The sequence below is a fragment of the Sorangium sp. So ce375 genome, from assembly GCF_051473855.1.
Lineage (GTDB): Bacteria > Myxococcota_A > Polyangia > Polyangiales > Polyangiaceae > Sorangium.
The window spans coordinates 7,146,270-7,172,702 of the sequence record NZ_CP150335.1 but is presented as its reverse complement, the minus strand read 5'-3'; the positions used below and the strand labels follow the sequence as shown (position 1 = coordinate 7,172,702).

The 26,433-nt window shown below is 72.5% G+C and carries 24 protein-coding genes; 18 read left to right on the top strand and 6 right to left on the bottom strand.

Annotated elements, in window-relative coordinates; all coding sequences use genetic code 11:
* Positions 1 to 45 precede the first annotated feature (45 nt).
* Entirely contained in the window at positions 46 to 1,086 is a 1,041-nt protein-coding gene (locus WME90_RS26650; RefSeq protein ID WP_437274813.1) for a phosphatase domain-containing protein, read from the bottom strand.
* Positions 1,083 to 1,343 (bottom strand): hypothetical protein, encoded by a 261-nt coding sequence (locus WME90_RS26645; protein ID WP_437274812.1) that lies wholly within the window; start codon positions 1,341 to 1,343, stop codon positions 1,083 to 1,085. Before WME90_RS26645 ends, WME90_RS26650 begins: the two co-directional genes overlap by 4 nt.
* Before the next feature lie 399 nt (positions 1,344 to 1,742).
* Between WME90_RS26645 and WME90_RS26640 the strand changes: the two genes are divergently transcribed.
* Together WME90_RS26640 and thpR are read left to right on the top strand one after the other, a co-directional pair.
* Complete coding sequence (locus WME90_RS26640) at positions 1,743 to 3,674, top strand: M2 family metallopeptidase (protein ID WP_437283662.1); 1,932 nt, start codon at positions 1,743 to 1,745, stop codon at positions 3,672 to 3,674.
* 27 nt (positions 3,675 to 3,701) lie between these two features.
* A complete protein-coding gene (thpR, locus tag WME90_RS26635) occupies positions 3,702 to 4,289 on the top strand; it encodes an RNA 2',3'-cyclic phosphodiesterase (RefSeq protein ID WP_437274811.1) in 588 nt (195 codons plus the stop codon).
* A 96-nt stretch (positions 4,290 to 4,385) separates the two neighbouring features.
* Here the strand turns inward: thpR and norR are convergent, their stop codons facing one another.
* Positions 4,386 to 5,960, bottom strand: coding sequence for a nitric oxide reductase transcriptional regulator NorR (gene norR / locus WME90_RS26630; protein ID WP_437274810.1), 1,575 nt, complete (start codon positions 5,958 to 5,960; stop codon positions 4,386 to 4,388).
* Between the two features lie 340 nt (positions 5,961 to 6,300).
* On the opposite strand from norR, the gene WME90_RS26625 reads away from it, so the two are divergent.
* Positions 6,301 to 6,768, top strand: coding sequence for a globin domain-containing protein (locus WME90_RS26625; protein WP_437274809.1), 468 nt, complete (start codon positions 6,301 to 6,303; stop codon positions 6,766 to 6,768).
* 161 nt (positions 6,769 to 6,929) lie between these two features.
* On the opposite strand, the gene WME90_RS26620 is transcribed toward WME90_RS26625, so the two are convergent.
* Positions 6,930 to 7,343, bottom strand: coding sequence for a secondary thiamine-phosphate synthase enzyme YjbQ (locus WME90_RS26620; protein WP_437274808.1), 414 nt, complete (start codon positions 7,341 to 7,343; stop codon positions 6,930 to 6,932).
* Between the two features lie 193 nt (positions 7,344 to 7,536).
* Here WME90_RS26620 and WME90_RS26615 point away from each other — a divergent pair, with 193 nt between their 5' ends.
* Entirely contained in the window at positions 7,537 to 7,869 is a 333-nt protein-coding gene (locus tag WME90_RS26615; RefSeq protein ID WP_437274807.1) for an HNH endonuclease, read from the top strand.
* A gap of 95 nt (positions 7,870 to 7,964) precedes the next feature.
* Here the strand turns inward: WME90_RS26615 and pdxH are convergent, their stop codons facing one another.
* Positions 7,965 to 8,585, bottom strand: coding sequence for a pyridoxamine 5'-phosphate oxidase (gene pdxH, locus WME90_RS26610; RefSeq protein WP_437274806.1), 621 nt, complete (start codon positions 8,583 to 8,585; stop codon positions 7,965 to 7,967).
* Between the two features lie 179 nt (positions 8,586 to 8,764).
* On the opposite strand from pdxH, the gene WME90_RS26605 reads away from it, so the two are divergent.
* From WME90_RS26605 to WME90_RS26565, 9 genes are all read left to right on the top strand, one after another.
* Positions 8,765 to 10,348, top strand: a complete 1,584-nt coding sequence (locus WME90_RS26605) for a protein kinase domain-containing protein (RefSeq protein ID WP_437274805.1) — start codon at positions 8,765 to 8,767, stop codon at positions 10,346 to 10,348.
* A gap of 29 nt (positions 10,349 to 10,377) precedes the next feature.
* A complete protein-coding gene (locus WME90_RS26600; RefSeq protein ID WP_437274804.1) occupies positions 10,378 to 11,526 on the top strand; it encodes a tetratricopeptide repeat protein in 1,149 nt (382 codons plus the stop codon).
* Positions 11,527 to 12,465: 939 nt separating this feature from the next.
* A complete protein-coding gene (locus WME90_RS26595; RefSeq protein WP_437274803.1) occupies positions 12,466 to 13,953 on the top strand; it encodes a PQQ-dependent sugar dehydrogenase in 1,488 nt (495 codons plus the stop codon).
* A 235-nt stretch (positions 13,954 to 14,188) separates the two neighbouring features.
* Positions 14,189 to 14,380, top strand: coding sequence for a hypothetical protein (locus WME90_RS26590; RefSeq protein WP_437274802.1), 192 nt, complete (start codon positions 14,189 to 14,191; stop codon positions 14,378 to 14,380).
* The gene (locus WME90_RS26585; protein WP_437274801.1) at positions 14,377 to 16,596 is read left to right on the top strand and encodes a hypothetical protein; all 2,220 of its coding nucleotides are present in this window, start codon (positions 14,377 to 14,379) and stop codon (positions 16,594 to 16,596) included. The genes WME90_RS26590 and WME90_RS26585 overlap by 4 nt, the downstream gene beginning before the upstream one ends.
* A 162-nt stretch (positions 16,597 to 16,758) precedes the next feature.
* Positions 16,759 to 18,267, top strand: a complete 1,509-nt coding sequence (locus tag WME90_RS26580) for an FAD-binding oxidoreductase (RefSeq protein ID WP_437274800.1) — start codon at positions 16,759 to 16,761, stop codon at positions 18,265 to 18,267.
* Positions 18,268 to 18,271: 4 nt separating this feature from the next.
* On the top strand, positions 18,272 to 18,811 hold the full coding sequence (ruvC, locus tag WME90_RS26575) for a crossover junction endodeoxyribonuclease RuvC (RefSeq protein WP_437274799.1): 540 nt from the start codon (positions 18,272 to 18,274) through the stop codon (positions 18,809 to 18,811).
* 278 nt (positions 18,812 to 19,089) lie between these two features.
* A complete protein-coding gene (locus WME90_RS26570) occupies positions 19,090 to 19,779 on the top strand; it encodes a LolA family protein (protein ID WP_437274798.1) in 690 nt (229 codons plus the stop codon).
* Between the two features lie 751 nt (positions 19,780 to 20,530).
* On the top strand, positions 20,531 to 21,976 hold the full coding sequence (locus WME90_RS26565; RefSeq protein WP_437274797.1) for a PrsW family glutamic-type intramembrane protease: 1,446 nt from the start codon (positions 20,531 to 20,533) through the stop codon (positions 21,974 to 21,976).
* A 200-nt stretch (positions 21,977 to 22,176) separates the two neighbouring features.
* On the opposite strand, the gene WME90_RS26560 is transcribed toward WME90_RS26565, so the two are convergent.
* Positions 22,177 to 22,758, bottom strand: coding sequence for a serine O-acetyltransferase (locus tag WME90_RS26560; RefSeq protein ID WP_437274796.1), 582 nt, complete (start codon positions 22,756 to 22,758; stop codon positions 22,177 to 22,179).
* A 342-nt stretch (positions 22,759 to 23,100) separates the two neighbouring features.
* Between WME90_RS26560 and WME90_RS26555 the strand changes: the two genes are divergently transcribed.
* From WME90_RS26555 to WME90_RS26535, 5 genes are all read left to right on the top strand, one after another.
* Positions 23,101 to 23,808 carry a response regulator gene (locus WME90_RS26555; RefSeq protein ID WP_437274795.1) on the top strand — a complete coding sequence of 236 codons (708 nt, stop codon included), beginning with the start codon at positions 23,101 to 23,103 and terminating at the stop codon, positions 23,806 to 23,808.
* Between the two features lie 177 nt (positions 23,809 to 23,985).
* Positions 23,986 to 24,756: an energy transducer TonB gene (locus WME90_RS26550; protein WP_437274794.1), complete on the top strand. Its 771-nt coding sequence runs from the start codon at positions 23,986 to 23,988 to the stop codon at positions 24,754 to 24,756.
* Between the two features lie 57 nt (positions 24,757 to 24,813).
* On the top strand, positions 24,814 to 25,524 hold the full coding sequence (locus WME90_RS26545; protein WP_437274793.1) for a MotA/TolQ/ExbB proton channel family protein: 711 nt from the start codon (positions 24,814 to 24,816) through the stop codon (positions 25,522 to 25,524).
* Positions 25,475 to 25,936 carry an ExbD/TolR family protein gene (locus WME90_RS26540; protein ID WP_437274792.1) on the top strand — a complete coding sequence of 154 codons (462 nt, stop codon included), beginning with the start codon at positions 25,475 to 25,477 and terminating at the stop codon, positions 25,934 to 25,936. Before WME90_RS26545 ends, WME90_RS26540 begins: the two co-directional genes overlap by 50 nt.
* A gap of 10 nt (positions 25,937 to 25,946) precedes the next feature.
* Positions 25,947 to 26,378: an ExbD/TolR family protein gene (locus tag WME90_RS26535; RefSeq protein ID WP_437274791.1), complete on the top strand. Its 432-nt coding sequence runs from the start codon at positions 25,947 to 25,949 to the stop codon at positions 26,376 to 26,378.
* Positions 26,379 to 26,433: the final 55 nt, after the last annotated feature.

Sequence of the window (26,433 nt, the reverse complement as noted above, 5' to 3'; positions counted from 1 at the left end):
GGCACGCCGCCCCGCCGCAGGCCGGCCCCGGCGTGGCCGGCGCGCTCACCCGCGCGCCGGCACGCTCGCGATGAGGTCCCGCGCCGCCGGCCCTGCCTTCAGCGGATCGCGGCGCGCGCCGAAGTGCCGCGCGTGGTCCCGGACCGCGCCGATCGCCGCGTCGGGGGTGAGGCCGTGCCGGGAGCACAGCCACGCCGCCAGCACGACGCCCGCGCGGCCCGCGCCCGACGCGCAGTGCACCACGACGGGCGCGCCGCTGGCCTCGGCGCGCCTGAGCGCGTCGAGCGCGCGCTCCAGGGCGTCGGGCGAGGGGAGCGCGCCCCCCTCGAGCGGCACGTGCGTCACCCGGAGGAACTCGCGCTGGTAGCGGCCGAGGAGCGGTATCCGGTGGAGCGCCAGCTCCCCCTCGTCGAGCAGGCAGAGCACCTCGCGCATGCCGTGCCGCGCCATGAAGGCGAGCCACGCCTCGACGGGCGCGTCGCTCGGATCCTGGTGTGCCGCCGAGGTCGGCGGCGCGACAACGGACGAGCGGATCCCGGAAGCCGACCAGAGCGCCATCCCGAAGCCGGGCCGCTCCGCGCCGTGGACGATCCGGTCGAGCGGCGACGCGGGCGCGAAGTTGAAGGGGGCCGGCGTCGCCTGGTCGTGCTCGCTCCGGTAGAAGAGCTCGAACTCCGCGACGGACGCCTCGAGCTCGGGGTCGTCGATCGATCCTGGCCGCGCGCGCCGCACCTCGGCGATGGCCTCGGCCGCCGATCGTCCCAGCGACACGAGGCGGCACGCCAGCACGACGCCGGTGCGTCCGACGCCGCCCTCCCCGTGGACGGCGATCGGCCGCGGCGCCTGGCCGAGGAACGCCACGGCGCGGAGGAGGTCCACGCTCGGGATGCGCGCGAAGTCGGCGAGCGGGCAGTGCAGGTGGACGAGCGAGCCCACCGCCTGCGGCGGAGGCGCCCGACGCGAGAGCGACACCAGGCTGCGGAAGCCGAGCTCCGCGAGCTCCTCGACCGCGCCGGGCGCGTGGGGGTAGGCCATGGCGGCGAGCTCGCCGGGGATCACGAACGAGAAATTTTCGAGCTCGCTCATGGCCGTCGCTCGCTGTGCAAAAGACCGTGGCTTGCGCCGCGGGGTGGGACATCGGCCTGCACCGCGCCGCGAGGTCGCAGCTCACCGAAGCGCTGCGCCTCCGCGCGGAGCGAAGCGATCGGGAGCTGCATCGGGCCGTCGGTCGGCGATCGATCGCCCGTCCCGCCGGCGAGCGGGGCGTCGGGCGAGGCGGCGGCGGCGGCGGCGAGGCCCAGGACCGCCGAGATCGTGGGCCTGGGCGCGAGGGCATTCCTCATGGTGGGGGCGCATTGTAACGGCAGATCACGGCCGCTTGGCAGCCGTCACGCGGGCGGTTCGTCCTGGTCGCGACGAGCCGGGTGAATCGCGGGCGGCGCGGCTGAATCGCGGGTGGTGTGGCTGAATCGTGGGTGGTGTGGCTGAATCGCGGGCGGAGCCGGTGAATCGCGGGTAGCGCCGGTGAATCGAGGACGGTGCCGGTAAGCCGCGGATGGTGCGGGTGAATCGAGGACGGTGCGGGTGAATCGCGGGTGGCGCCGGTGAATCCGGGGGGTGACGCGGCGGGGTCGCGCCGCGACGATCGCACGTCGCTCCTGGTTCCCTCGGCACGTCCCGGCGTGTATGAAGGGCCCGTGGTCCGCTTTGCCCTCGCCCGGACGGCCATCGCGCGTCCCCTGATGCTCGTCGCGCTCGGGCTTGGCGTGGGCTGCAGCGGCGCCGCTTCGCCGACGACGGCGCCGCCGCGCCCAGGCGAGGAGGCGCCCGCGACCTCGAGGCCCGCGGCTGCCCGGCCGGAGGCCGCCCCCCAGCAGGCGGCGGCGCCCAGCCCGGCGGAGGCGCAGGCCTTCATCGCCACCGTCGACCGGGAGCTGCGAAAGCTGCGGCTCCAGTCCGCGCGGGCTTCGTGGGTCAACCAGACCTACCTCACGGACGACACCGACGCGCTCGCCGCCTCCGCCGAGGAAGCGAGCATGGAGTACCTGAGCCGCACGATGAAGGCGGCGACGCGCTTCGACGGGCTCGCGTTGCCCACGGAGGTCGCCCGCCAGCTCGCGCTCCTCAAGATCTCGACATTCCTTCCGGCCCCGAGCGACCCGGCGGAGCGCGCCGAGCTCGCCGCGCTCTCGGTCGACATGACGAGCCTGTACGGCAAGGGCAAATACTGCCCGAAGGCCAAGCCGGGGCGGGCGACGCCAGCGGCCCGCGGCGCTGCGCCCGCGGGCGCCGGCGCCGAGCCGAAGTGCCTCGCGCTCGACGAGCTCTCCAACCGCCTGAAGACCAGCCGCGACTGGGACGAGCTGCTCGATGTGTGGGCGGGCTGGCACGCGATCGCCCCGCCGCTCCGGCCGAAGTTCGAGCGCTACGTCGCCCTCGGCAACAAGGGGGCCGCGGAGCTCGGCCTCGCGGATGTCGGTGCGCTCTGGCGAGCCGGGTACGACATGTCCCCGGAGGCGTTCGAGGCCGAGACCGAGCGGCTCTGGGGCAAGCTGAAGCCGCTCTACGACGAGCTGCACTGCTACGTGCGCGCCAAGCTGCGCGCGATCTACGGCAAGGACAGGATCGGCGAGAAGGCCCCGATCCCGGCGCACCTGCTCGGCAACATGTGGGCGCAGGAGTGGTCGAACGTCTACGCGCTCATGGAGCCGTACAAGGGCCAGCCTTCGCTCGACGTGACGCGGAAGATCAAGGCGAAGAAGCTCGACGGGAAGCAGATGGTCGCGCTCGGCGAGCGGTTCTTCACCTCGCTCGGGTTCGACCCGCTGCCGGCGACCTTCTGGGAGCGGTCGCTGCTCACGAAGCCGGTCGACCGCGAGGTCGTCTGCCACGCGAGCGCCTGGGACGTGGGCGATCGGGACGATCTCCGCCTCAAGATGTGCATCGAGCCGAGCGAGGAGGATCTCATCACGATCCACCACGAGCTCGGGCACGTCTATTACAACCACCAGTACTACAGGCTCCCGATCCTGTTCCAGGCGGGCGCCAACGACGGCTTCCACGAGGGGATCGGGGACACGCTGGCCCTCTCCGTCACGCCGGGCTACCTGAGGTCGCTGGGCTTGCTCGACCGGGTGTCCGAGGACGAGAAGGGGCTCATCAACTTCCTCTTCAAGAAGGCGCTCGACAAGATCGCGTTCCTCCCGTTCGGCAAGCTCATCGACCAGTGGCGGTGGGATGTCTTCTCGGGCAGGACGAAGCCGGGCGACTACAACGCCGCGTGGTGGGCGCTGCGGCTGAAGTACCAGGGCATCGCGCCGCCGGTGCAGCGCAGCGAGGCCGATTTCGACCCGGGGGCGAAGTTCCACGTCGCCGCGGGCATCTCGTACATGCGCTACTTCCTCGCGCACATCTATCAGTTCCAGTTCCACCGCGCGCTGTGCAAGGCGGCCGGGCACACCGGGCCGCTCCACACGTGCTCGATCTACGGCAGCGCGGCCGCGGGCGAGAAGCTCCGCGCCATGCTCTCGCTCGGCGCGAGCCGCCCGTGGCAGGAGGCGATGCAGGTGGTAACGGGGGAGACCGCGGCCGATCCGGGCGCCATGCTGGAGTACTTCGAGCCGCTCCGGAGGTGGCTCAAGGAGCAGAACAAGGGTGAAGTCTGTGGGTGGTAATTGAGCGTGGGTGAGCGTAGGTGAGCTGTGCGTGTCTTCGTCGCCGTTGATCCGGGAGCCGAGCTCCTCGCCAAGGTCGGAGAGCTCCTGCGGGAGATCTCGCCGCGGGCTCCGTCCGCCAAGTGGGTGGAGCCTGCCGGGCTGCATATCACGCTCGCCTTCATGGGCGAGATCGGAGAGGAGCGCCTGCCGCTCGTCATCGCCGCGGCGGGGAGCGTCGCCGCATTCCACAGGCCGCTCACGCTGCGCATCGAGAAGGGCGGCGCGTTCGGCACGCGGCGTCGCCCGCGCGTGCTCTGGCTCGGCGTGGGCGGCGCGGTCGGCGCCCTCACCGCGATCCACCGCGATCTGGAGCAGACGCTCTCGATGTCGACGGGCTACGTGCCGGAGGACAGGCCGTTCGAGCCGCACCTCACCCTCGCCCGCTCGCGCGACCCGCGCGGCGATCCGGCGCTCGACGCCTGCGCTCAGTCGGTGGGCAACGTCGACTTCGGCGAGACGCGGATCGAGGAGATCATCGTCTACCAGAGCGAGCTGACCCCGAAGGGCGCGCGCTACACGGCGCTCGCGCGCGTGCCGCTGGAGGGGATCGGCACCCCCGAGCCGGCGCGCTGAGCGTCGTCCTTCGCGGAGGCGCTGAGCGTCGTCCTTTGCGGAGGCGCTGAGCTTCGTCCTTTGCGGAGGCGCTAGACGGCGCCTCACTCGGGATCCTCAGCGCTTGCGCGGCGCGGGCGGCGGGATGAGCCCGAGGCGCACCGCCTCCTTGTAGGCGAACGATCGGCTCAGCCCGAGCAGCCGTCCGGCCGTCGCCGCGTTGCCGTTTGCTGCGCGGAACGCGCGGGCGAACGCCTCGCGGCGGGCTCTCTCCAGCGCCTCTGCCAGCGGCTCCACGGGCTGCTCCTGGGGCGTGTCCGCGAGCAGCAGCCGCTCGCCGGGGAGCTCGATCAGCGGGGCGAGCGAGCGCTCCGTCGCGCTGTCATCGATGGCGTCCACGTCCTCGCGCCGCAGGACGAGCGTCCTGCCGGCTGCGCTCTTGCCCTCCGTGATCGCCCGGCGCAGCACCGCGCGCTCCACGGCGTTCTTCAGCTCGCGGACGTTCCCCGGCCAGGCTCCCTGCGTGAGCGCGCGCAGCGCCGGATCGGTGAAGTCGACCCGCGCTGCGCCGAGCCCGGCCGCGAGCTCGGCGGCGAAGCGCTCGCAGAGGGCCGGGATGTCCTCGCGCCGCTCGCGCAGGGGCGGCACGCAGATCGGGTAGACCCAGAGCCGATGGAACAGGTCCGCGCGAAAGCGCCCCTCGGCGACCTCCCGCCGGAGATCGCGGTTCGTGGCCGCGACGACGCGCGCATCGACGCGGCGCGCCCGGTCCTCGCCCACGGGCTGGATCTCGCCCTCCTGCAGCGCGCGCAGGAGCTGCGCCTGCGCGGAGAGCGGGAGCTCGCCGATCTCGTCGAGGAAGATCGTCCCGCCGTGCGCTGCCTCGAACCTGCCCGCGCGCGCCGTCGTGGCGCCGGTGAAGGCGCCTCTCCTGTGGCCGAACAGCTCCGATTCGACGAGCTGAGCCGGGATCGCCGCGCAGTTGACGATCACGAGCGCCCGGCTCGCCCGGGGCGATCGCTCGTGCAGCGCGCGGGCGACGAGCTCCTTCCCCACGCCCGTCTCGCCCGTGACGAGCACCGGCACCGACAGCGGGGCGAGCACCGCGATCTCGCGTTCGATCCGCTGCATCCCGGCCGACCGGCTCGCCGGCGCCGGGCCGCCCGACGTGGCCCCGATCGCGTGGCGCGCCTCCGGGACGGGGACTAGCCCGCGGCCGACGTCGAGCCGCAGCGCGCCGGCGCAGAGCCCCGCGAACACGCGCGCGTCGTCGTCGAGCAGGCCGCGGAGGCCGTCGGGATCGCAGGCGTCCAGCGTGAGCAGCCCGGCGAGGCGGCCCCGCACGTGCAGCGGGACGGCCATGCACGCGTGGATGGGATGGATCTCGCCGGGGTTGCCGAGCAGCCAGCCGCTATAGGGATCGGGCTCGCTCGGGTCGAGGAAACGGATCGGCCCGGCCGCCAGCGTCGCCCTGCGGAGCCGCGGGTGCTCCGCGGGCCGGAAGCTCATCCCCAAAGCAGCCGGCGACAGCCCGATCTGCGCGGCGACGCCGACCGAGCCGTCCTCCGCCGCCGTGAGCACCGAGAGCGCGTCCGCCGCCGTCACCTGCGCGAGCGCGCGCAGGATCCGCTGCAGCGCCTCGTCGCGGGCGGGCGCTTCGGACAGGCTGAGCACGGCGTCGAGCAGGGTCACGTGGGGTCCTCGAGGAGACGGGGGCGACGGAGGTTTCCTGTCGGAGACTCCGGCAGGAAACACCGTGGGGTGAAGCGGGGCAAGGCGCGCGGCGGGGCGGCGCGCGGGGGGTCGCCACCGGAGCGGCCGCCCTCGGCAGCGGGCCCGGTTTCCTGGAGGAAACCGCCGCCGATCGCCGGGCGCGCCGAGCCGACAAAGTCGGCGCGATCCGCGGAGAAACGCCGTTGGCACGGCCCGTGCGAGCTCGTGCGAGCCGACGGGCGAATCGACCGCTGAAGGCGGCTAGCGCGCGGGTACAGCGCCCGGCCTGGAGGCATAGCCCGCGGCCTGGAGGTTTGTCATGGGATTGAACGTTGGCTTGCTGCGGGAGAGCTTCGAGCTCGTGATCGAGAGGGAGCCCAACCTCACGCACCGTTTCTACGGCATCCTGTTCTCTCGGTATCCGCAGGTGAAGCCGCTCTTCGGCCGCAACAGCGGGGAGCAGCAGGAGAAGATGCTCGCGGAGGCGCTCGTCGCGGTCATCGACCGGCTTGAGGACGCGTCGTGGCTCGAGGAGAAGCTCATGGCGATGGGGGCCAAGCACGTCGACTACGGCGTCACGGACGCGATGTACCCCTGGGTCGCCGACGCATTGATCTCCGCGATGGCCGAGGTCGCGGCCACGGACTGGTCCCCGGCGCACCAGCAGGCGTGGACCGACGCGCTCGGCGCGATCGCCTCGCTCATGCAGCGCGGGGCGAGGGAGTACGGCGCTGCCCGGCCCCACGCGCCGGCGCCCGCGGCGTCCGCGGCGCCCGCGGACGGCTGAGGAGACACTCCCGCGACCGCGCCGCGCGGCGGAGAGGCGCGCGCGGACGGCTTGGGAAACACTCCTTACGACCTGGCAATCTGAGCCTCCGCGTCGCCGCGGACGGCCACGGCGACGACGCCCTCGACCTCGGGCTCGCAGAGCCCGCGCGGCCGGCGGCGTCACTCCCCCATCGCCTTCACGACGACGCGCTTGCGCCGCCCGCCGTCGAACTCCGCGTAGAAGATCTGCTGCCACGGCCCGAGATCGAGCTTTCCCGCCGTGATGGGCACGATCACCTGGTGGTGCACGAGGATCGACTTGAGGTGGGCGTCGCCGTTGTCCTCGCCGGTCCTGTGGTGCTTGTAGTCGGGCCCCTCGGGGGCGAGCTCCTGGAGCCACGCCCAGATGTCCTCCCAGAGCCCGGGCTCGTGGTCGTTCACGAACACGCCCGCGGTGATGTGCATCGCGCTCACGAGCACCATGCCCTCCCGGATGCCGCTCTCGGCGACGACGGCCGCGACGCGATCGGTGACGTTGATGAGCTCGCGCTTGGCCTTCGTCTCGAAGTAGAAATAGTCGGTCTTCGACTTCATGGCTCTCTCCCCCGCGCGGGTCACGGTGCGTGACGGAGCGCGCGTGATCGACGATCGCGCCGCGGCCGCCTGTCGCCGCGGGCGCGCGCCGGCTCCGGGGCTCCATAGCCCACCCCCTGGCCTGGCGCGAACCGCGTGCGGGTGCCGCGCCGGGGGGCTACGATCGAGCGCCGTGAAGGCGGCGCGGCGACGCTTGATCCTCGACATCGTGGCGACCGACGCGACGTTCGAGCGCGCCGAGATCCGGGGCCAGGCGGCGTGGGTGGGCAAGTGCATCCATTGCCTCTCGCACGTCGTCGTCGGCCTCGACGGCGAGCCGATCCAGCGCGCGACGATCGAGCACATCGTCCCGCGCACGCACGGCGGGACGGACGCGCTCGACAACCTCGCGCTCGCGTGCGGCCGGTGCAACGCGCTCAAGGGGATGCGGCTCGACGTCCGGCGCCGCGACGACCCGAGGCTCGTCGCGGTGATCGAGCGGCTCAAGGAGCGCAAGGCGAGCCGCCTCCGCGGCGCCGGGACGTAGCGCCGCTCCGCCGTGGCGCGGGCGGCCTGCTGGCCCGCGCGCCCGGCCCCAGACGGGGATCCCGCGCGCGGCGCGCTCTCCTCGCCGCGCCGCGCTCAGGGGTAGAGCCGCTCGACGCGCCAGCCGTCGCCGTGGCGGAGGTAGACCACGCGGTCGTGCAGGCGGCTCTCCTGGCCGTACCAGAACTCGATGCGCTCGGGCACCACCCGGTAGCCGCCCCAGAACTCCGGCCGAGGCACCGGCCGTCCATCGAAGCGGCGCTCGATCTCGCGCACCTGCTCGAGGAGCGCCTCGCGCGAGGGCAGCGGCGCGCTCTGCCGGGACGCCCACGCGCCGATCTGGCTGCCCCGCGGGCGGGTCTCGAAGTAGGCGTCCGACTCCGCGTCGCTGACCCGCTCGATGCGCCCCTCGACGCGGATCTGCTCGGCGGCCTTCGCCCAGTGGATGCAGAGCGCGGCGAACGGGTTCGCCGCGAGATCCATCGACTTGCGGCTCTCGTAGTTGGTGAAGAACACGAACCCGCGCTCGTCGATGCCCTTCAGCAGCACCATCCGCGCCGAGGGGCGCCCGGACGCGTCCGCCGTGGCCAGCGTCATGGCGGTGGCGTCGGTCGGCTCGGTGGCTTGCCGCTGCTCGAGGAGCTCGCGCGCGAGGAGGAACGGATCGGTCGGCTCGGTGATCATGGTGAACCGGTGCTCATGGTGAAATTGCGTCATGCATATACAGGCAGAGAGCGCCGCTGGCGAACCCGCGCTGCGCGCGAGCCATGCGCGCGACCTCGGAGGGTGATGGCGGGGCGGCCGCTTCTCTGCTCCCGTCGCTGGTTTCCGGGAAAGCTCGCGTTGTCGCGCACTCGCTGTTTTGATACTAGCGGAGGGGCGGAGCGAGGGCGTGCATGGTCGTACCGGTGAGCGTGGGGGACGTCCTCGCGGACAAATACGAGGTTGAGCGCGTCCTCGGGGAAGGCGGGATGGGCGTGGTCGTCGCCGCCCGCCATCTCCTGCTCGGCGAGCGGGTAGCCATCAAGTTCCTGCAGCCCCAGGCCCGCGAGCGCGCGGACCTCGTCGCCCGTTTCCTGCGCGAGGGGCAGGTCGCGGCGCGCATCCGGAGCGAACATGTGACGCGCGTGTACGACGTCGGCACGCTCGCGCGCGGCGAGCCTTACCTCGTCATGGAGTACCTCGAGGGGACCGATCTGAAGGCCGTCCTGCGCGCCCGCGGGCCGCTCCCGATCGCGCTCGCCTGCGACTACCTGCTCCAGGCGTGCGACGCGCTCGCGGAGGCGCACGCGCTCGGCATCATCCATCGGGATCTGAAGCCGGGCAACCTGTTCCTGACCCAGCGGGCCGACGGCAGCCCGCTCATCAAGGTCATCGACTTCGGCATCTCCAAGATGGCCCTCGCCGCGGAGGCGAACGCGCCCAAGGCGAACGACATGACCGAGAGCTCGACGATGCTCGGCTCGCCGTTCTACATGGCGCCCGAGCAGATGGTCTCCTCGAAGAGCGTCGACGCGCGGGCCGACGTCTGGTCGATGGGCGCCATGCTCTATCAGCTGCTCACGGGCGCCGTCCCTTTCCGGGGCGAGTCCCCGATGGCCATCTACGACAGCATCCTCGAGGGGCCGCCGCGGCTCGCCGGGCAGCGCTCCGACGTGCCCGAGCGCCTCGACTGGGTGATCCAGCGCTGCCTCCAGAAGAGCCCGGCCGATCGCTTCGGCAACATCGCCGAGCTCGCCGCCGAGCTCGCTCAGTTCGCGCCGCCGCACGCGCAACACCTGGCCGAGCGCGCCGCGCGCGTGCTGCAGGTCCGCCTCGGCGCGAGCGTCGAGGCGGGCCGCGCGCCGCCTGGACGCTCGCCCTCCACGTCGCCCGGGCCCCCCGGCGCGACGCCGTTGTCCAGCGACTCGGGCGCGAAGGGCGTGCCGGCCGGCTCCGCGTGGGACGGTGCGCCCACGGCGCTCCTCGTGGATGGCGGGGTGACGGATCGTTCCTGGGGCGGTACGCGCGCCTCGTTGGGCCAGGGCGGCGGGGCGCGCACCCTCGGGATCGCGGCGGCCATCGCGGCGGCGCTCGTGGGCGCCGCGGGGCTCGCGTGGCTCGTGTGGTTCGCGCTCCGCGCCCCCGCGTCGGCTGTGGCGCCGATCGCCGCGTCGGCGCCCTCCCTCGCGCCGGAGGCGCCTTCGCTCGCGCCGGGGGCGCCCTCGCTCGCGCCGGAGGCACCCGCGCGCGACGCGGCGGACCCCGCTGCTGCAGGCAAGGTCGCCGAGCTCCACGACGGCGGCCCTGCGCCGCCGCCGGAAGCGCCCGTGCCAGGGCTAGCGACCGCGCGGCCGGCGGCGAGCGGGTCCGGGGCGCCGCGGCCGGCGGCGAGCGGGTCTGCGGCGCCGCGGCCGACCGCGTCGTCGAAGGGCTCGCGGCCGTCTCCGCCTGTCCGGCCCACGTCGACCCCGCAAGACTTCTTTTCCGATCCGCGATGACATCCCGTGAGCCCAGGAGAGGTGCCGTCTTGCTTTGCCATCGTCGTCTCTCGAGCATCTGTCCGGAGGCCCGCTGCGCCGCCGCGGTCTCCGGCGCGCCGCGGGCCGGGCGCCGTCGAGCGGTAGCGCTCCTGTCGACGCTCGCTGCGCTCGCCTCGCTCGCGCCGGCCGCGCGCGCCGCCGAGCCCACCCGGGAGGAGCGCGCCGCCGCGGTCGCGCTGTTCGACGAGGGCCGCGCGCTGATGGCCGCGGGCAAGCACGCGGAGGCCTGTCCGAAGTTCGCGGAGAGCCACGCGATCGACCCGGGCATCGGCACCCTCTTCAACCTCTCCGACTGTTATGAGCGCACCGGCAAGATCGCGACGGCGTGGATCGGCTTCCGCGACGTCGCGGCCGCCTCGCTGTCGGCCGGCCAGATGGAGCGCGAGCGGGTGGCGCGCGCCCGGGCGGCCGCGCTCGAGCCGCGGCTCTCCCGCCTGCAGATCGTGGTCCCGCCGGAGGCGGCGATCGCGGGGCTGGGCCTCACGCGCGATGGCGTCGCCGTGGGCAGGGCGCTCTGGGGGACGGCGGTGCCGCTCGACCCTGGCGAGCATCGGATCGCCGCCGCTGCCCCTGGGCACGGGCCCTGGGAGGTGAAGGTCACGATCGACAAGCCGGGCGTGGTGAGCGTCACGGTGCCGGCGCTCGAGCGCGCGACGGAGCCGGCCTCTTCATCGAGCGGCGCGTCGACGCCGGCGGTCGCGGCGCCGCCTCCGGTCCGTGCGCCGGTGGACGACCAGCCCTCGGCGCAGGGCGGGAGCGTCCGCAAGCCGCTCGGCATCGTGGGGGTCGGGCTCGGCGCGGTCGGGCTCGGCGTCGGCACGGCGCTCGGCTTCATGGCGAAATCGACGTTCGATAAGGCCACCGAGGGCGGCCATTGCGACGAGGCGGGCCGCTGCGTCGATCAGACGGGGCTCGATCTGCGCGATGACGCCGTGGCGAAGGGCAACATCGGGACGGTGGTGTTCATCGCGGGGGCGGCCCTCGCCGTGGGCGGGGCGATCCTCTGGATCACAGCGCCGTCTGCGCCTGACGTCGGGGCGGCGTCCGCGCGCGGCCGCGGACCGACGGGCGACACCCCGTGGAGCGCGCGCGTCGGCCTGGGCCTCGGGAGCGTGTCGATCGCCGGCACGTTCTGAGCGGAGCGCGCGAGGAGCAGAGGCGGAAGCGTCGTCGCGGCGACGGCGATCGCGGGGCGCAATGCGATGCCCGGCGTCCAGCCGGGTGGGTCGACTGGCACCGACGGCGAAGGAGCGCCGGAGTGAGCGGAGGCACCCGGAGAGCTCGGCGTTCGGCGCGGCGCATCGATTGACACAGATCGCCTGTCCGACGCAGCGCTGGGCGGCGCGCTGATCGATGATGCCGAGTCGGCCGCATCGATTTCGGCGCGGGCGCGGAGCACAGCACCTCTCTCCCTCAGGGGCTCCTCTGGCGCGGCGAGCCCGGCGCCGTTGCGAGCCGGCGCTGCGCGCGGCTGGCCTGCCGGCGCCGCCGAGCGCCGGCCAGCGAGCTCTGGCGGAGTGGACGCAGCGAGCGATGATCCGTCGCAGGCGATGATCAGAACGGTCCTGGATGGGAATATAGCCCTGGCCCCGAATGGACAACGGGGGTCTCGCACGTACCGCTCCATTTCAAATATCCAACTCGACGAGTGAGCAGCGCATCTCTGGCGCACGTCGGCGTGTGCCAGGCGCATTTCATCTGAACGCCTGCTCAAATCATGGGCAATTCCGCCCGATGCCGGGCGCGGGACACCCTCATTCCATCGTTCGATTGCGGTGGCGACCGGGCGAACGGGCGTGTCGAAGGCCCTTGTGCTCACAGGCCATGGGGATGAGCTTACAGGCCATGGGGAGCGGCGTCCCGCCGGCGTCTCCGGGCTTGCATCGAGCATGTACGCCGTCTGCCCGCCAGGCGAGCGCGTGTTGACGTTCTGCAGGTGTGATCCGTCACCAGCTCATGCCGGCGCCGAGCTCGTCACTCTTTACGCCCGGGCAGTAGATCATGAGTGCGCCACACGGCGCTTGTCATGTAGAATGCGTCGCATGAGGAAACAGCGTTCAACCTTGGCTTTGTGGATGACCTTCGCGTTCGGCGGCGCGTGTCTCGCGCTGGGCGCCGGTGCGTGCAGCGACGATGGGGCGACCAGCTCTGGCGACTCCACGTCAAGCGGAGGGAGCCAGAGCTCCGCCGCGCAGACGGGGACGGGGGCCGGCGCGGGCACCACCACCGGCGCCGGCGCGGGCACCACCACCGGCGCCGGCGCGGGCACCACCACCGGCGGTGGCAGCGGCGCCACGTCGTCCGGCGAGACCACGTCGGGACAGGGCGGCGCCGGCGCCGGCGCTGGCGGTGGCGACCCGGTCGAGTGTGATGCCAGCGTGGCGCCCGATGTCGGGAAGCTGGCGCTCGCTCCCGTCGTCACCACCGGCGTGGACAAGCTGGTTTACGCCGCTCAGCCGAAGGGGTCGAGCGACTGGTATCTCGTGCAGCAGACCGGGACGATCCGCGTGTTCTCGGGCGGCCAGCTGCGCCCCGGGGTCTTCCTCGACGTGAGCAGTCAGATCTCGCTCAGCGGGGGGACCTTCGACGACGAGCGCGGGCTCCTCAGCGTGGCGTTCCCGCCCGACTACGCGACGAGCGGCAAGTTCTACGTGATGATGACGGCGACCTCGGGCCAGAACATGAACCGTGACGCCGTGTTCGAGTACCAGCGCTCCAGCGCCGATCCTTACGTGGCGAACGCGACGCCGACGAAGACGATCGTGCGGCTCGACGCGTCCGCGGTGAATCACAATGGCGGCCATATCGTGTTCGGGCCCGACGGCATGCTCTATGTCGGCACGGGCGACGGGGGCGCGTCCTGCAACAACGACAAGCCTGGAGGATCGCAGGACCCGGCCGCGCTGTTCGGCAAGATCCTGCGCCTCGATCCGAATGCCGCCGAGCCGTACGCTGCGGCCGGCAATCCCTTCGATGGCACGAGCGCGCGGACCTGGCACTATGGTCTGCGCAACCCGTATAGCTTCACCTTCGATCGTGGGACGGGCGACCTCTTCATCGGCGATGTCGGCCAGGATAGTTACGAGGAGGTCGACTACGTTCCTGCCGGCACCTCGGGGCTGAACTTCGGCTGGCCGAAGTGGGAAGGCACCCACGCAGACACCTGCAGCGGGAAGACGATGCGCGAGGGCGCGACGCACACTCCGCCCATCGTCGACATGGATCGGCGGCAGAGCGCGACAGGGCCGTACCGCGACTACAAGTCGGTCATCAGCGGATTCGTGTACCGGGGCAGCGGGGTGCCGCAGCTCCGGGGCGTCTACCTGTTCGGCGACTACGCCGGAGGGAAGATGGGCGCGCTCATGCAGTGCGGGGCGAAGACGTCGCCCATCACGGTCATCGGCAAGAACCCCGATCCGAACGCGCCGAACGCTCCGGCATTCGCGCGTCAGGGCAACCTGCCGACCTTCAACGCGCTCACCGCGATCGTCGAGGACAACGACGGCGAGCTCTACTTCATCGCGAATCGCAACAGCCTGGTGAAGGTCGTTCCCGGGACCTGACCGAGCCTGTCCAGGGCGCGGGGGCGGGAGCGCCTGCGCCTCGCGCCCGGCCCTGGATCCAGCGCGCGATCGTCGGCGCGTGGGCGCCCACACGCGCCCGCTCCGCCTCCGCCGACACTGCCAACCCCTGCGCTGCAGCCGTCGCTCCGCCTCCGATGGCAGCGGACGGCGCGCCCCCCTTTCGAGCGCCCTGTGGATGTGCTTCGCTTGCGCCGCTCATTTCAGGAGGAGCCCCATGAAGAACATCTTGACAGTGCTTGTGGCGCTCGGCGCCGTTGGTCTCTTCGGCTGCGAGGGCAAGCCCCAGGCGACGCCTGAGGCGAAGCCCGCGGCCACCAGCGAGGCGGCGAAGCCCGCGCCCAAGGACGAGCCGGCGAAGGCGGCGCCGGCCGAGACCGCGAAGCCGGCGAGCACCGGCGGCTGGTGATCGGCGCGGCGGCTCGGCCCGCTGCCCCGCGGCGCAGGCGCACGGTCGCGGCCCGCGTCGCGCTCGCGCTTGCGCTCGGCCTCGCCGCCGTGGCGTGCGACGGCCGCCCCGCGCCGCCGGTCCAGGGGGGGGCCCCCGATCCGGACCCGCTCGATCCGCTGCGTCGCTTCGAGGCGGCGCGCCGCGCGGCGGCCGATTTCTCCCGCGTCCCCAGCTCCGACCGGCTGTTCGGTCCCGACCCGATCGCGCTCCGCCACTTGGATCCGCTGGGTCGCCCCGCCGCGCCGGGCGCGCCCGCGCTGCTCTCGCCGCTCCGTGGCCGCGACGCGCTCGTCCTGCTCGACGCGTCGCTGCGCGAGCTCTCCCGCGCCCCCGCTCCGGCGTCGCCGACAGGGGTCGCGGTCATGCCCTCCGGCGAGATCTTCGCGAGCGGCGAGGCGTCGCCCGCGCTCTTCCGGTACGCCGTCCGCGGCGCCTCGCTCGAGCCCGCCGGGCGCATCGAGCTCGCGGGCCTCCTCGGCGTCCGAGACGTCGCGGCCGGCCCGGAGGGCGTCCTCTACGCGCTCGACGAGCGCACCGGCACGCTCGTCACGCTGCGCCCCGGTCACGCCGGCGCGGACGGGCGCATCGAGGTCGAGCGCTGGGACGAGCCGATCGGCGCTGGCCCATTCCGCGTCGTGCGCCTCGCGCGTCACCTGATCGTCGATTGCCTGCTCGACCACACGCTCGTCGTGCTCCCGGTCGGCGCCGACGGCCGCCCGCTCTCGGGACGCGCGGCGCGCATCCGCCACGACGGCCCGATCTGGAGCTTCGACGCGCTCGAGACGGGCGGCGCCGATGGCGCGCTCCTGCTCGCCGCGGGCGGGGTCGAGGATCACCCTCTCGACCGGACCGGCGGCTCGTTCGGTTACATCGACTCGTTCGTCTTCCTCTACCGCGTCGCCACGGGCGCCCGGCCCGAGGTGACGCGGCTCTCGGCCGTGAACGTCTCGGAGCTCGGCGTCCTCACCCCGAAGGCCGTCGCGCTCTCGGCGATTCCCGGCTCCAGCGACGTGCGCGTGATCGCGACCGGTTACGGCGGCGATCGCCGGGCCGAGCTCCTCTTCCACCCCACGGAGTCCGGTCTCGCGGGCGCGCCGGAGGTCTCCACGCGCCCGCTCGCACCCGGCGTCGCCGCCATGGCCGCGCTCGGCGGCGGCGCCTTCGCGTACGCGAACCCATTGCTCGACGCGTGGCTGCTCGACGCGGGCGACGGCGCGGTCGCGAAGCAGCCGGTCCGGGATGGCGGCGAGGACGCCCGCTCCGACGAGATCCGCCTCGGCGAGGCGCTCTTCTTCACGTCGCTGATGGCCCCCTGGAACAGGACCGACGGCCCGCTCAGCCGGTTCACGTGCGAGACGTGCCACTTCGAGGGCTACGTCGACGGCCGCACGCACCACACGGGCCGAGGCGACGTGCGCGCCACCACGAAGCCGCTGCTCGGTCTGTTCAACAACCGCCCCCACTTCTCTCGCGCCCTCGATCCGGATCTCACCACGGTGGCGGACAACGAGTTCCGTGTCGCCGGCGCGCTGAGCGGCCACGACCCGTGGTTCTCGATCTCGAGCGAGGGCGCGCCGTGGCTCGCCGATCTCGGGCTCGCCGACGCCGGGCGCTCCGCGCGGCCGCCCGAGGCGCTCCGCAGCGCGCTCATGAGCTTCCTGATGGCGTTCTCGCACCGCACGAACCCCGCCGTCCTCGGCCGCACGGGCTTCACCCCGCTCGAACGCGACGGCGCCCGGGTGTTCCGGGACCGCTGCGCGCGCTGCCACGCGCCGGTGCTCCTCAGCGACGACCCTGGCTCCGCGGTGCCGTTCGAGCGCTGGGAAGAGCTGGTGCTCGCGCCCGAGGGCGCGATCGTGTGGGGGAGGGCCGGATACGAGAAGACCGGCGTCGTGCCGTACGTGCACGAGGACGGCGCGCGGGTGCCGTCGCTCCGGCGGCTCTACAAGAAGCGGCCGTACTTCACGAACGGCTCGGCGAAGACGCTGCGCGATGTGCTCGAGCGGGCGCGCTTCGACGACGCGGGCGGCCGCATCGCCGGCGAGCGGCGCGGCACGGCTGCCGCCGCCGCGCCGGGCGCTTTCTTCCACGACGGCGCGCCCGTCGACGAGGGCCTCGCCGCGCTGGACGCCGGCGCGATCGAGGCGCTGCTCGCCTTCCTCGATCTGCTCTGAGCGGGCGGCGCATCGCCGCGCCTGGAGGCAGGTCGGTAGACAGAGGGCCCGCCGTGCGGAGCGCTCGGGCGCGTGTGCCCGGATTCCCGGCGGGCGCCAGCCCCGAGGCCGCCCGCGCGGATCCCTCCAGCATCGCCGCGCGATCCGCGGTAAATGGGGGAGATGCGACGTCACCCCACGTTCCCCCGCCCGTCGGCGTCGGCCATCGACAAGGCGCGCCGGCTCCTCGAGCGCGCGCTCGGCCCCTCGAAGGTCATCACGTCGGCCGAAGGGTGCGCCGCTTATGCGGGGGACGAGTCGGATCAGCCGCCGGTGAGCCCGGATGCGGTCGTGCTCGCGTCGTCGGCGGCCGACATCGAGAAGGCGGTGAGGGCGGCGAGCGAGGCGGAGGTGCCGGTCGTGCCGCGCGCCGCCGGCAGCGGCAAGTCGGGCGGCGCGGTGCCGGTCGGGGGCGGGATCGTCATCGCCACGATCGGCATGAGCTCCATCAAGGAGATCAGCCGCGAGGAGCAGATCGCGGTGGTCGAGCCGGGCGTCATCCTCGCCGATCTGCACGCGGCGGTGGAGGCCGAGGGGCTCTTCTACCCGCCCGATCCGAACTCGCTCAAGATGTGCGCGCTCGGCGGCAACATCGCCGAGAACGCCGCCGGTCCGCGCGCCTTCAAGTACGGCGTCACGCGCGAGTACGTGCTCGGGCTCGACGCGATCCTCATCGATGGCACGCGCCTCCGCACCGGCCGGCGCACGGTGAAGGGCGTGACGGGGTACGACGTCACGGCGCTGCTCGTCGGCAGCGAGGGCACGCTGGCGATCACGACGGAGGCGACGCTCCGGCTCATCGCGAAGCCCCCGTCGGTCATGACGCTGCTCTGCCTGTTCCCGGACGTGCGCGCCAGCGGGCGCGCGGTGAGCGCCCTCGTCGCCGCCGGCGTCGTGCCGCGCTGCCTCGAGCTGCTCGATCGCCCCACGCTCGACGCGGTCCGCGCGCGCGGCGTCGGGGTCGACGAGCGCGCAGGCGCGATGCTCATCATCGAGGTCGACGGCGAGCCCGCGGACTGCGAGGTCCAGGCCGAGCGGGTGGGGGAGGTCTGCATGGACGCCGGGGCGCTCGACGTGCTCGTCGCGCAGGACGAGGCGCAGCGCGAGCGGCTCTGGGAGGCGCGCCGCCAGCTCTCGCCCACGACGCGCGCCATGGCGCGCTATAAGATCTCGGAGGACGTCGTGGTCCCGCGCGACAAGATCCCGGCGCTGCTCGACGAGGTCGCGGAGATCTCGGCGGCGACCGGCGTCCGCATGCTCACGTACGGCCACGCCGGGGATGGCAACCTCCACGTCAACCTGCTCTGGAACGAGCCGGACCTCGTCCCCCAGGTGGAGACGGCGCTGTCGCGCCTGTTCCGCGCGGTGATCGGCATGCGCGGCACGCTGAGCGGCGAGCACGGCATCGGGACGTCGAAGGCGGAGTTCCTCGCGCTCGAGCAGTCGCCGGAGCTCATCGCGATCGAGCGCAGGATCAAGGCGGTGTTCGACCCGAAGGGCCTGCTCAACCCGCACAAGATCTTCCCGCGGCGCGCGCTCGAGGCGGCCGAGCGAGGCGAGCGCGACGGGGGATCCGAGCGCTCGCCGGGCTTCCCGACCCACGTCACGGCGCCCTCGCACGGGGCCTGCTGAGCCGATGCGGGTCCTCGGCATCGATCCCGGCTCGCGCCACCTCGGCTGGGGCGTGCTGGTGCGGCAAGGCACGCGCATCGAGCACGTCGCGCACGGCGTCATCGACATCGACACGAGCGGGACGTTCGCCGGCCGGCTCGTGGAGATCGACGACGAGCTCGGGAAGGTGATCGCGTCGCACGCGCCCGACGCGGCGGCGGTGGAGAGCCTGTTCTTCGCGAAGGACGCGCAGAGCGCGGCGAAGCTCGGTCACGCGCGCGGGGTCGTGCTGCTGCGGCTGGCGCGGGCCGGCGTGCCGATCTCGGAGTATCCGCCGGCGCTGGTGAAGCGGACCATCGTCGGCCGGGGCGCGGCCGAGAAGGCGCAGGTGGCGCAGGTGATGACCGCGGTCCTGCGCCTCGCTGCGCCCCCTCGGCCGGACGCGGCCGACGCGCTGGCCATCGCGATGACCCACCTCAGCGCCGCGGGCTTCGCGGCCGCGCTGGCGGCGTCGGGCGCGCCCGTCCCGCGCCGAGCCCGGCCGCGACGGGCGCGCGTCGGCTGAACGTCGGTCGACGCGGGGTTGCACGTGGGGGACCGCCGGGCGCGGCGCCTCGGTTGCGTGAGGGCTGGCTGGCGCGGCCTGGGCGGTCCGGGCGCACACACCGTGTGCTATGGAGCCTGCATGGGACGCCCCCACGCCGCGTCCAACATGAACATGTGCGGCGCGCCCCGGCTTCAGCGAGGGCGCGGCTGCCAGGGAACCGGCGGAGAATCGCCGGCATCCCTGTCGCCGACGAGCAGGGGCGACACGCCTCTGGACATCAAAGGAGATCGGGAAGGATGACGCGAACCTCACTCAACCGCCTCGCCGCCGCGTGCCTCATCGGGCTGACGGCGCCCCTCACGGTCGTGCTCGCGACCGCCGGCGAGTCCCAGGCCGCGGGTCCCACCGCCGAAGAGCTCGGCAGGCGCGTCCAGCAGTTCTACGACTCCACGAAGACCTTCAAGGCGAGCTTCACGCAGACCTACACGATCAAGGTCCAGGACGTGAAGAAGGTCTCCACCGGCAAGGTGACCTTCGAGAAGCCCGGCAAAATGAGCTGGATCTACGACGCGCCGAACGGAAACCGGGTCGTCTCCGACGGCGACACGATCAAGGTCTACGAGAAGGACAACGAGCAGATGTTCGAGACCCCGGTGAAGGGCTCTCAGTACCCGGCGGCGCTCGCGTTCCTCATGGGCAAGGGGCAGCTGACGAAGGATTTCTCGCTGCGCCTGCTGGATTCTGGGCAGATGAAGTTCGAGGGCGGCTATGTCCTCGAGGGGACGCCGAAGGAGGCGACCCCTGCGTATCAAAAGATGCTCCTCTACGTGGACGGGCAGACCAACCAGGTCCGCCGCGTGCTGATCCTCGACGCTCAGGGCAACCGGAACCGGTTCGATTTCACGTCGCCGGTCGTCAATCAGCCGGTCGCGAAGACCGAGTTCGATTTCACGCCCCCGCCGGGCACGCGCGTCGTCCGCCCCTGACGGTTTTCAGCCACGTTTCCGACGCGGAGAAGCTGTCGCCGCGTCACCCCGCCGACAGCCCGCGGAAGCGGAGCGTCACAGCCCCCTCAGTCCCTGCGCTCCTCAGCCGGCGGCGCGCCGCGCCAAAGCTGCTGGGATATATGCCCGGCGCGTCCCCGCCGTGGTAGAAATATTGCGTGATACTTCGATCCTGCGGGCATGAGCGGCAGCTCCGAGGCTGTCGTCGCCCGACACGGATCGTCACCGCTGCTTTCGGCTCCACGCGCGCGGCGGGGATTCGCCTCGGCTGAACGGTCACCCGCGTTCACGAGGATTTCGCGAGAGCGCTCGATCTATGAACAACCCCCACGGACATCGTCCCGATTCCCCAGGCGTGCCGCAACAACCCCGGCCGGCGGAGCGCCTGAGCGAGCGCGCGCAGCCTGGGGGCGGGCAGGTCGCTTCGGGGTATCCCGCGCAAGGTGCGGGGCAGAGCCCGATGGGACAGCCGCCGTTCGGGCAGCAGGGCTACGGGCCTGGGCCGCAGGGGCACGCGGTTGTGCACGCGCCGCAGGGGTACGGGCCTGGGATGCAAGGGCACGCGGTTGTACAGGCGCCGCAGGGCCACGGGCCTGGGATGCAGGGGCACGCGCATGCGCAGGGCTACGGACCTGGGCCGCACGGACACGCGCATGCGCAGGGCTACGGACCTGGGCCGCAGGGGCACGCGCATGCGCAGGGGTACGGGCCTGGGCCGCAGGGGCACGCGGTTGTGCACGCGCCGCAGGGTTACGGGCCTGGGCCGCAGGGACACGCGCATGCGCAGGGTTACGGGCCTGGGCCGCAGGGACACGCGCATGCGCAGGGTTACGGGCCTGGGCCGCAGGGACACGCGCATGCGCAGGGTTACGGGCCTGGGCCGCAGGGGCACGCGCATGCGCAGGGTTACGGGCCCGAGCCGCAGGGGCACGCGTACGCGCAGGCGCCTCAAGGTTACGGGCCTGGGCCGCAGCGGCACGCGCATGCGCAGGGCTATGGGCCTGCGCCGCAGGGGCACGCGCAGCACCACGCAGGCTACCCAGCGGTCGTTCGGAGGCTCGATCCCGACCGCCGGCTGCGCATCGCCGGGCTGTGGCTGTGGGCCGCCGGCCTCATCGCGGGTGCGGTCCTCAACGTCTTCTTCACGCTCCTCGGCGTGATCGAGTCCGGCGGGAGCATGCTGGGAGCCATGCTCATCGGGGCGCTCTTCGCGTTCCCTCCGCTCGCCCTCTACCTCTTCGTCCCGATGGTCATCGATCGGTACGATCCCGAGCCGTGGTGGTGCCTGCTGATGGCGTTCCTCTGGGGCGCGCTCGCGGCGACCGGCTTCTCGATCCTGATCAACACCGGCGTCCATGTCGGCGTCTCCAGCAACTTCGGCGAGTCGATCGGCGAGCTCGTCAGCGCGTCGGTCAGCGCGCCGTTCGCAGAGGAGCTCTTCAAGGGGCTCGGCGTGTTCGGCTTCTTCTACTTCCTGCGCCGGGAGTTCGACGGCATCGTCGACGGCATCATCTACGCCACGTTCTGCGCGCTCGGCTTCGCCGCGGTGGAGAACGTGCTCTATTACGCGCGCGCCTCGATGCAAGGCCAGGACGCGCTCGCCGGCACGTTCGTCCTGCGGGGCGTCTTCACGCCCTGGCTCCACCCGCTGTTCACGTCGATGACCGGCCTCGGCTTCGGGCTCGCGCGGGAGTCGTCGAAGACCTGGGTGCGCGTAGCGGCCCCGATCGGCGGCTACCTGCTCGGCGTCGCGCTGCACGCGGTGTGGAACTTCCTCCCCACCGCGCTGGGGCGCGCGATGGGGGACATCTTCATTCCGTGGCTCCTGCTCTGGCTCTGCTTCGTCGCGACGTTCTTCGGGATCATCGTGGCGCTTGTGATCCGCAAGGGCTGGGTGATCCGGGATCATCTGCGCGATGAGGTCGCGCTCGGCATGCTCACCCAGGACGAGCTCGAGCTCGTTTGCTCGCCGATCGGCCGGCTCCGGTGCACCCTGGGCTGGCGCGGCGCCACGGGGCGGAGCTTCATCCGCGCCGGCGCGCGGCTCGCGCTCAGCAAGTGGCACACGGCGCGCGCGATGCAGGGGCGGAACCGGACGCTGAGCGCCGATTTCATCGGCCCGCTCCGGCACGAGATCGCGCAGCTCAGGCAAGAGCTCCTAGCCCGATCCCCCCGCTAGAGCGGCGGTCCCCCGCGTCGGAGACGAGCCCACCTCGACGTTTTCGGTGCTCAGCGCCCTTTCGTGCGCTTCCGCGCCGAAAACGCCGATCTGGGCCCGTCTCCTGTGCGGGTGACCGCCGCTCTGGAAACGCAAGCGCCGCGGTGGCGGCCGGGGCAGCTGCGCGAGGTGTTGATCGGAGGCGCGGCCGTGGCGCCGGGTCAGCTGCGCGAGGTGTTCGTTTCGTCCGTGGCAGGGCGCGCGGCGGGCTGGGCGGCTCGATCCTCGCGTCGCTGCACGGGCTTCGCAGGGATGCCCACGACCGTGGTGTTCGGCGCAACATCGTGCACGACCACGGCGTTGGCGCCGATCTTGGCGCCGTCGCCGACCGTGACACCGCCGACGATCTTCGCCCCAGCGCCGATGAAGAGGTCGCTCCCGAGCACCGGTGTCTGCCGCCGATCGGCGCCGATCGTCACCTGATGCTCGATGAGCACGTTCGATCCACCGCGGACGTTGCCGTTGATCACGACGCCGTTCGAGTGGATGAGCACGAAGCCCGGCCCGAAGTCCGCTCCGCGCCCGATGACGCAGCCGCCGGCCAGGTTGGTCGCCTTGTTGAGCACCATCTCGAGCACCGGCATCCGGTGGGCTCGCGCGGCCTGCGTGAACCGGTAGAGGACCATCGCCGCCGTGCCGTCCGTCGCCAGCGTCTTCAGGATGGTCGGCAGTGGATCGCTGCCGTAGCACCATGTGGCCTTCTGGCGCACGTCGGCCGCGATGAGTCGCAAAGTTCGCAGCATCCCGACGAGACTAGCGCATCTCGCCCCGCCCGTGCGGACCTTTCGCAGCGCGCACGGGCGCGCGACAGCTCGTCGCGCGCCCGCCGCGTCTCGCCGTCTGCGCGTCTGCGCGTCTGCGCGTGTGCGCGTGTGCGCGTCTGCGCGTCTGCGCGTCTGCGCGTCTGCGCGTGTGCGCGTGTGCGCGTCTGCGCGTCTGCGCGTCTGCGCGTCCGTGCGACATCTCGTCGCGCGCCCGCGCGTCCGCTGCGCCCGCGTCCCCGTGCGGTCTTTTCACTGCCGCACCGCCCTGTTGCCATATGGTCATCGGTCCGTCACATCGCTCGGGTACACGCGCTCTTCACCATGGCGCGGATTTTAGTCATCGAGGACGAGCCGGCGCTCCAGAAGGTGCTCGATTACAACCTCAGGCAAGCCGGGCATGAGGTGCTCCTGGCGGGGCAGGGGGGTGAGGGGGTCCGGTTGGCGCTGGACCAGCGGCCCGATCTCGTCCTGCTCGACCTCATGCTGCCTGACATCTCGGGGACCGAGGTGTGCCGCGCTCTCCAGCAGAGCGAGGACACCCAGCGGATCCCCGTGATGATCGTCTCGGCCCGAGGGGACGAGGTCGACCGCATCGTCGGCTTCGAGCTCGGCGCCGTCGATTACGTCGTCAAGCCGTTCAGCGTGCGAGAGCTCGTGCTGCGAGTGCAAGCTGTCCTCCGCCGCGCGAAGTCCTCCGAGGACGGGGAGCGGAGCATCGAGTTCGGGTGCCTGCGGATCGACGAGGGCGCTCACCGCGTGTGGGTCGAGCGCGAGGAGGTCGAGCTGACGCTCCTCGAGTTCAAGCTCCTCGTCGCGCTGTACGAGGCGCGCGAGCGCGTGCAGACGCGCACCGCGCTGCTCGATGGCGTCTGGGGCATCGACGTGAGCATCACGACGAGGACCGTGGACACCCACGTCAAGCGGCTTCGTGACAAGCTGCGCCGTGCGGGCGATTACATCCAGACCGTCCGCGGTATCGGCTATCGATTCGCCGCCTCCCCCGATCTCCCCGAGAGCCGCAGCGCCTGAGCGTCCTGCCGGGCGAGCACGACAATCGTTGCCCCACCGTCACCGGGTCGCAACGACGGTCAGTGTACCGTGCAGACGGTGATTCACATGCTGGGCGATACCGTTGGAGCCGGCCGGTCCATCTCATGAGGTCCAGTGGAGCTCTGGTGTTGTCGCCAGCGGGCGCCGGGAGCCGCGATGCACCTTGAGACGTGGAATGCGGGGGAGGCCGATCCTGACCGGGTGAAGCGCCTCGCGATCGGGTACGCGGCAGGGCTCTTGCTGTTCGCGGCCATCGCGCTGACTGCAGCGCGCCTGAGCGGCGCGATCGCGCCTCCTCCGCCCGAGGAGGAGGTGGTCGACGTCAAGCTCGCTACGCGGCTCCCTGACGCGCCGCCCCCCGCGCCGGCGCCCGCGCCCCCGCCGCCCGCCGCGGAGGCTCCGGCGCCTCGTCCCGCGGCGCCTAGGCGCCCGGCGCTCGTCGCGCCGACGGCGGTGCCCAGCGAGGCGCCGGCGGAGGCGGACCCGGGGCAGGCCAAGCCGAGCGACGACGACACCTACGGAGAGCCGGGAGGCGTACCGGGCGGCGTGCCCGGCGGGGTCCCCGGCGGCACGGGAACGGCCGCCGTGGCCGCGCCACCGGCGCCGCCAGCACCGCCTCCTCCGCCACAGCCGAGGGGGCCGATTCACCTCCCCGAGAACGCGACGCCGCCGGTCGCGCTCTCCAATTCGCTCCCTCCCATCCCTGAAGCGGCGCGGAGCGCGGGGATCGAGGCGACGGTGGTCGTCAGGTTCGTGGTGACCGAGACGGGCGAGGTCACGAACGTCACCATCGTCCGCGGCCATCCGCTGTTCAACGACGTGGTGCTCGCGACGGTGAAGACGTGGCGCTACCGGCCGGCGATCCACGAGGGGAGGCCGGTGTCGACCTTCAAGACGGTCAGGATCCCGTTCAAGGCGAAGAGATGACGTCGAGCGCGCGGCCGCGGACGCGGCCTCTCGCGAGAGGAACGAAGGAGGTTAGCCATGATGCAGTTTGATCTCGGGCACATCTGGGCGACCATGGGGCTTTTGAGCAAGCTCGTGGCGTTCGCCCTCGTGCTCATGGCGCTGGCGAGCGTCGCCGTCGTGGTGGAGCGGCTCATCGCGCTCGCGCGCCAGGCGTCGGAGACCCGGCGCTTCGCGAAGGAGGCGCGGCCCGTGATGGAGGCGTGGGACACCGCGCAGCTCGTCTCGATCGCCGACGGGTACGGGCGCTCCGCGCTCGCCCGGCTCGTCGGCGCGGCCGTGCGCCGCTTCCAGCGCGCCGTCGAGGCTGGCGAGGGCGGCGTGCCTCCGGTGGAGCTCGCGCGCCGCGAGGTGTCGCGCCGTCGGGAGGCGATCTCCGCCGACTTGCGCCGCGGCCTTTCGGTGCTGGCGACGGTGGGCTCGGTGGCCCCGTTCGTCGGGTTGCTCGGCACGGTCGTCGGCATCATCACGGCCTTCCAGACCATCGCCTCGACCGGCTCGGGCGGCCTCGGCGCCGTGAGCGCCGGCATCGCCGAGGCGCTCATCGTCACCGCGCTCGGGCTCGGGGTCGCCATCCCGGCGGTGCTTTGCTTCAACTACCTCACCACCCGCATCGCCGCGGTGGAGCTCGCGCTCGAGCGCAGCGCGGGTGAGCTCATCGACGAGATGGAGAACGAGCATGGGCGTTCGAGCGGAGAGCAGTCGCTCGGGTCGGCAGCAGCCGCCTGAGCCGGAGATCAACGTCACGCCGCTCGTCGACGTGGTGCTCGTGCTCCTCATCATCTTCATGGTGATCGCGCCCCAGATGGAGCACGGCGAGCGGGTCGAGCTCCCGGCGGTGTTTCAGCCGGATCCGAAGTCGAAATCGAAGCTCGATCCGATCTACGTGACGATCACCGGCGCAGGCACCGTGTTCCTCGAGAAGGAGGCCGTCGCGGATCTCGGGCTGCTCGGCGAGCGGCTGCGGGCCATCCGCGCCGCCGAGCCGGAGCGCCGGGTGGTCATCAAGGGCGACTCCTCGGTGAGGTACGGCCGCGTGAGGGAGACCTTCGCGTTGTGCCAGGAGGTCGGCTTCGCCGGGATCTCGCTGCAGGTGAGCCAGCGGGGCGGCGGGGCGTCAGCGGAGCCGGAGGAGGGATAGCGCCGTGGGGATGAGCGTTCCGCAGGGCGGTGGCAAGAAGGGCGGCGTCGCGCCGAGCATGAACGTGACGCCGCTCGTCGACGTGGTGCTCGTGCTCCTCATCATCTTCATGGTCGTGACGCCGCTGCTCGCGAAGCAGTTCTGGCTGAACCTGCCGAAGAAGGACGACACCGCGAGGCTCGCGCCGCCTCCCATCGACGCCGATAAGCCCGTGGTGCTCACGGTGGACCAGCGCGGCGTCCTCCGCATCAATCAGGCCGAGGTGCAGCGCGCGGAGCTGAAGGAGCGGCTCGCCCGCATCTTCGCGGCGCGCTCGGACAACGTTCTTTACTTCGACGCGGATGACGAGGCGGTCTATGCGATCGCCGTGGAGGCCATGGACGCCGCGCGCATGGGCGGCGCCAAGACGATCGCCGTGCTGACCGAGAAGCCCGCGCGCTGAGCCAGCGCAGAGGCCCGATGAGGCCGAGTCGAGGCGCGCGCGGGAGCCGCCGCGC

What these genes read in the sequence shown, in the direction of transcription:
- WME90_RS26650 (WP_437274813.1), bottom strand. Translation starts at nt 1,086, where the DNA reads ATGAGCGAGCTCGAAAATTTCTCGTTCGTGATCCCCGGCGAGCTCGCC.
- WME90_RS26645 (WP_437274812.1), bottom strand. Translation starts at nt 1,343, where the DNA reads ATGAGGAATGCCCTCGCGCCCAGGCCCACGATCTCGGCGGTCCTGGGC.
- WME90_RS26640 (WP_437283662.1), top strand. Translation starts at nt 1,743, where the DNA reads ATGCTCGTCGCGCTCGGGCTTGGCGTGGGCTGCAGCGGCGCCGCTTCG.
- WME90_RS26625 (WP_437274809.1), top strand. Translation starts at nt 6,301, where the DNA reads ATGGGATTGAACGTTGGCTTGCTGCGGGAGAGCTTCGAGCTCGTGATC.
- WME90_RS26620 (WP_437274808.1), bottom strand. Translation starts at nt 7,343, where the DNA reads ATGAAGTCGAAGACCGACTATTTCTACTTCGAGACGAAGGCCAAGCGC.
- pdxH (WP_437274806.1), bottom strand. Translation starts at nt 8,585, where the DNA reads ATGACGCAATTTCACCATGAGCACCGGTTCACCATGATCACCGAGCCG.
- WME90_RS26605 (WP_437274805.1), top strand. Translation starts at nt 8,765, where the DNA reads ATGGTCGTACCGGTGAGCGTGGGGGACGTCCTCGCGGACAAATACGAG.
- WME90_RS26595 (WP_437274803.1), top strand. Translation starts at nt 12,466, where the DNA reads ATGACCTTCGCGTTCGGCGGCGCGTGTCTCGCGCTGGGCGCCGGTGCG.
- WME90_RS26590 (WP_437274802.1), top strand. Translation starts at nt 14,189, where the DNA reads ATGAAGAACATCTTGACAGTGCTTGTGGCGCTCGGCGCCGTTGGTCTC.
- WME90_RS26580 (WP_437274800.1), top strand. Translation starts at nt 16,759, where the DNA reads ATGCGACGTCACCCCACGTTCCCCCGCCCGTCGGCGTCGGCCATCGAC.
- ruvC (WP_437274799.1), top strand. Translation starts at nt 18,272, where the DNA reads ATGCGGGTCCTCGGCATCGATCCCGGCTCGCGCCACCTCGGCTGGGGC.
- WME90_RS26570 (WP_437274798.1), top strand. Translation starts at nt 19,090, where the DNA reads ATGACGCGAACCTCACTCAACCGCCTCGCCGCCGCGTGCCTCATCGGG.
- WME90_RS26560 (WP_437274796.1), bottom strand. Translation starts at nt 22,758, where the DNA reads ATGCTGCGAACTTTGCGACTCATCGCGGCCGACGTGCGCCAGAAGGCC.
- WME90_RS26555 (WP_437274795.1), top strand. Translation starts at nt 23,101, where the DNA reads ATGGCGCGGATTTTAGTCATCGAGGACGAGCCGGCGCTCCAGAAGGTG.
- WME90_RS26550 (WP_437274794.1), top strand. Translation starts at nt 23,986, where the DNA reads ATGCACCTTGAGACGTGGAATGCGGGGGAGGCCGATCCTGACCGGGTG.
- WME90_RS26545 (WP_437274793.1), top strand. Translation starts at nt 24,814, where the DNA reads ATGATGCAGTTTGATCTCGGGCACATCTGGGCGACCATGGGGCTTTTG.
- WME90_RS26540 (WP_437274792.1), top strand. Translation starts at nt 25,475, where the DNA reads ATGGGCGTTCGAGCGGAGAGCAGTCGCTCGGGTCGGCAGCAGCCGCCT.
- WME90_RS26535 (WP_437274791.1), top strand. Translation starts at nt 25,947, where the DNA reads ATGAGCGTTCCGCAGGGCGGTGGCAAGAAGGGCGGCGTCGCGCCGAGC.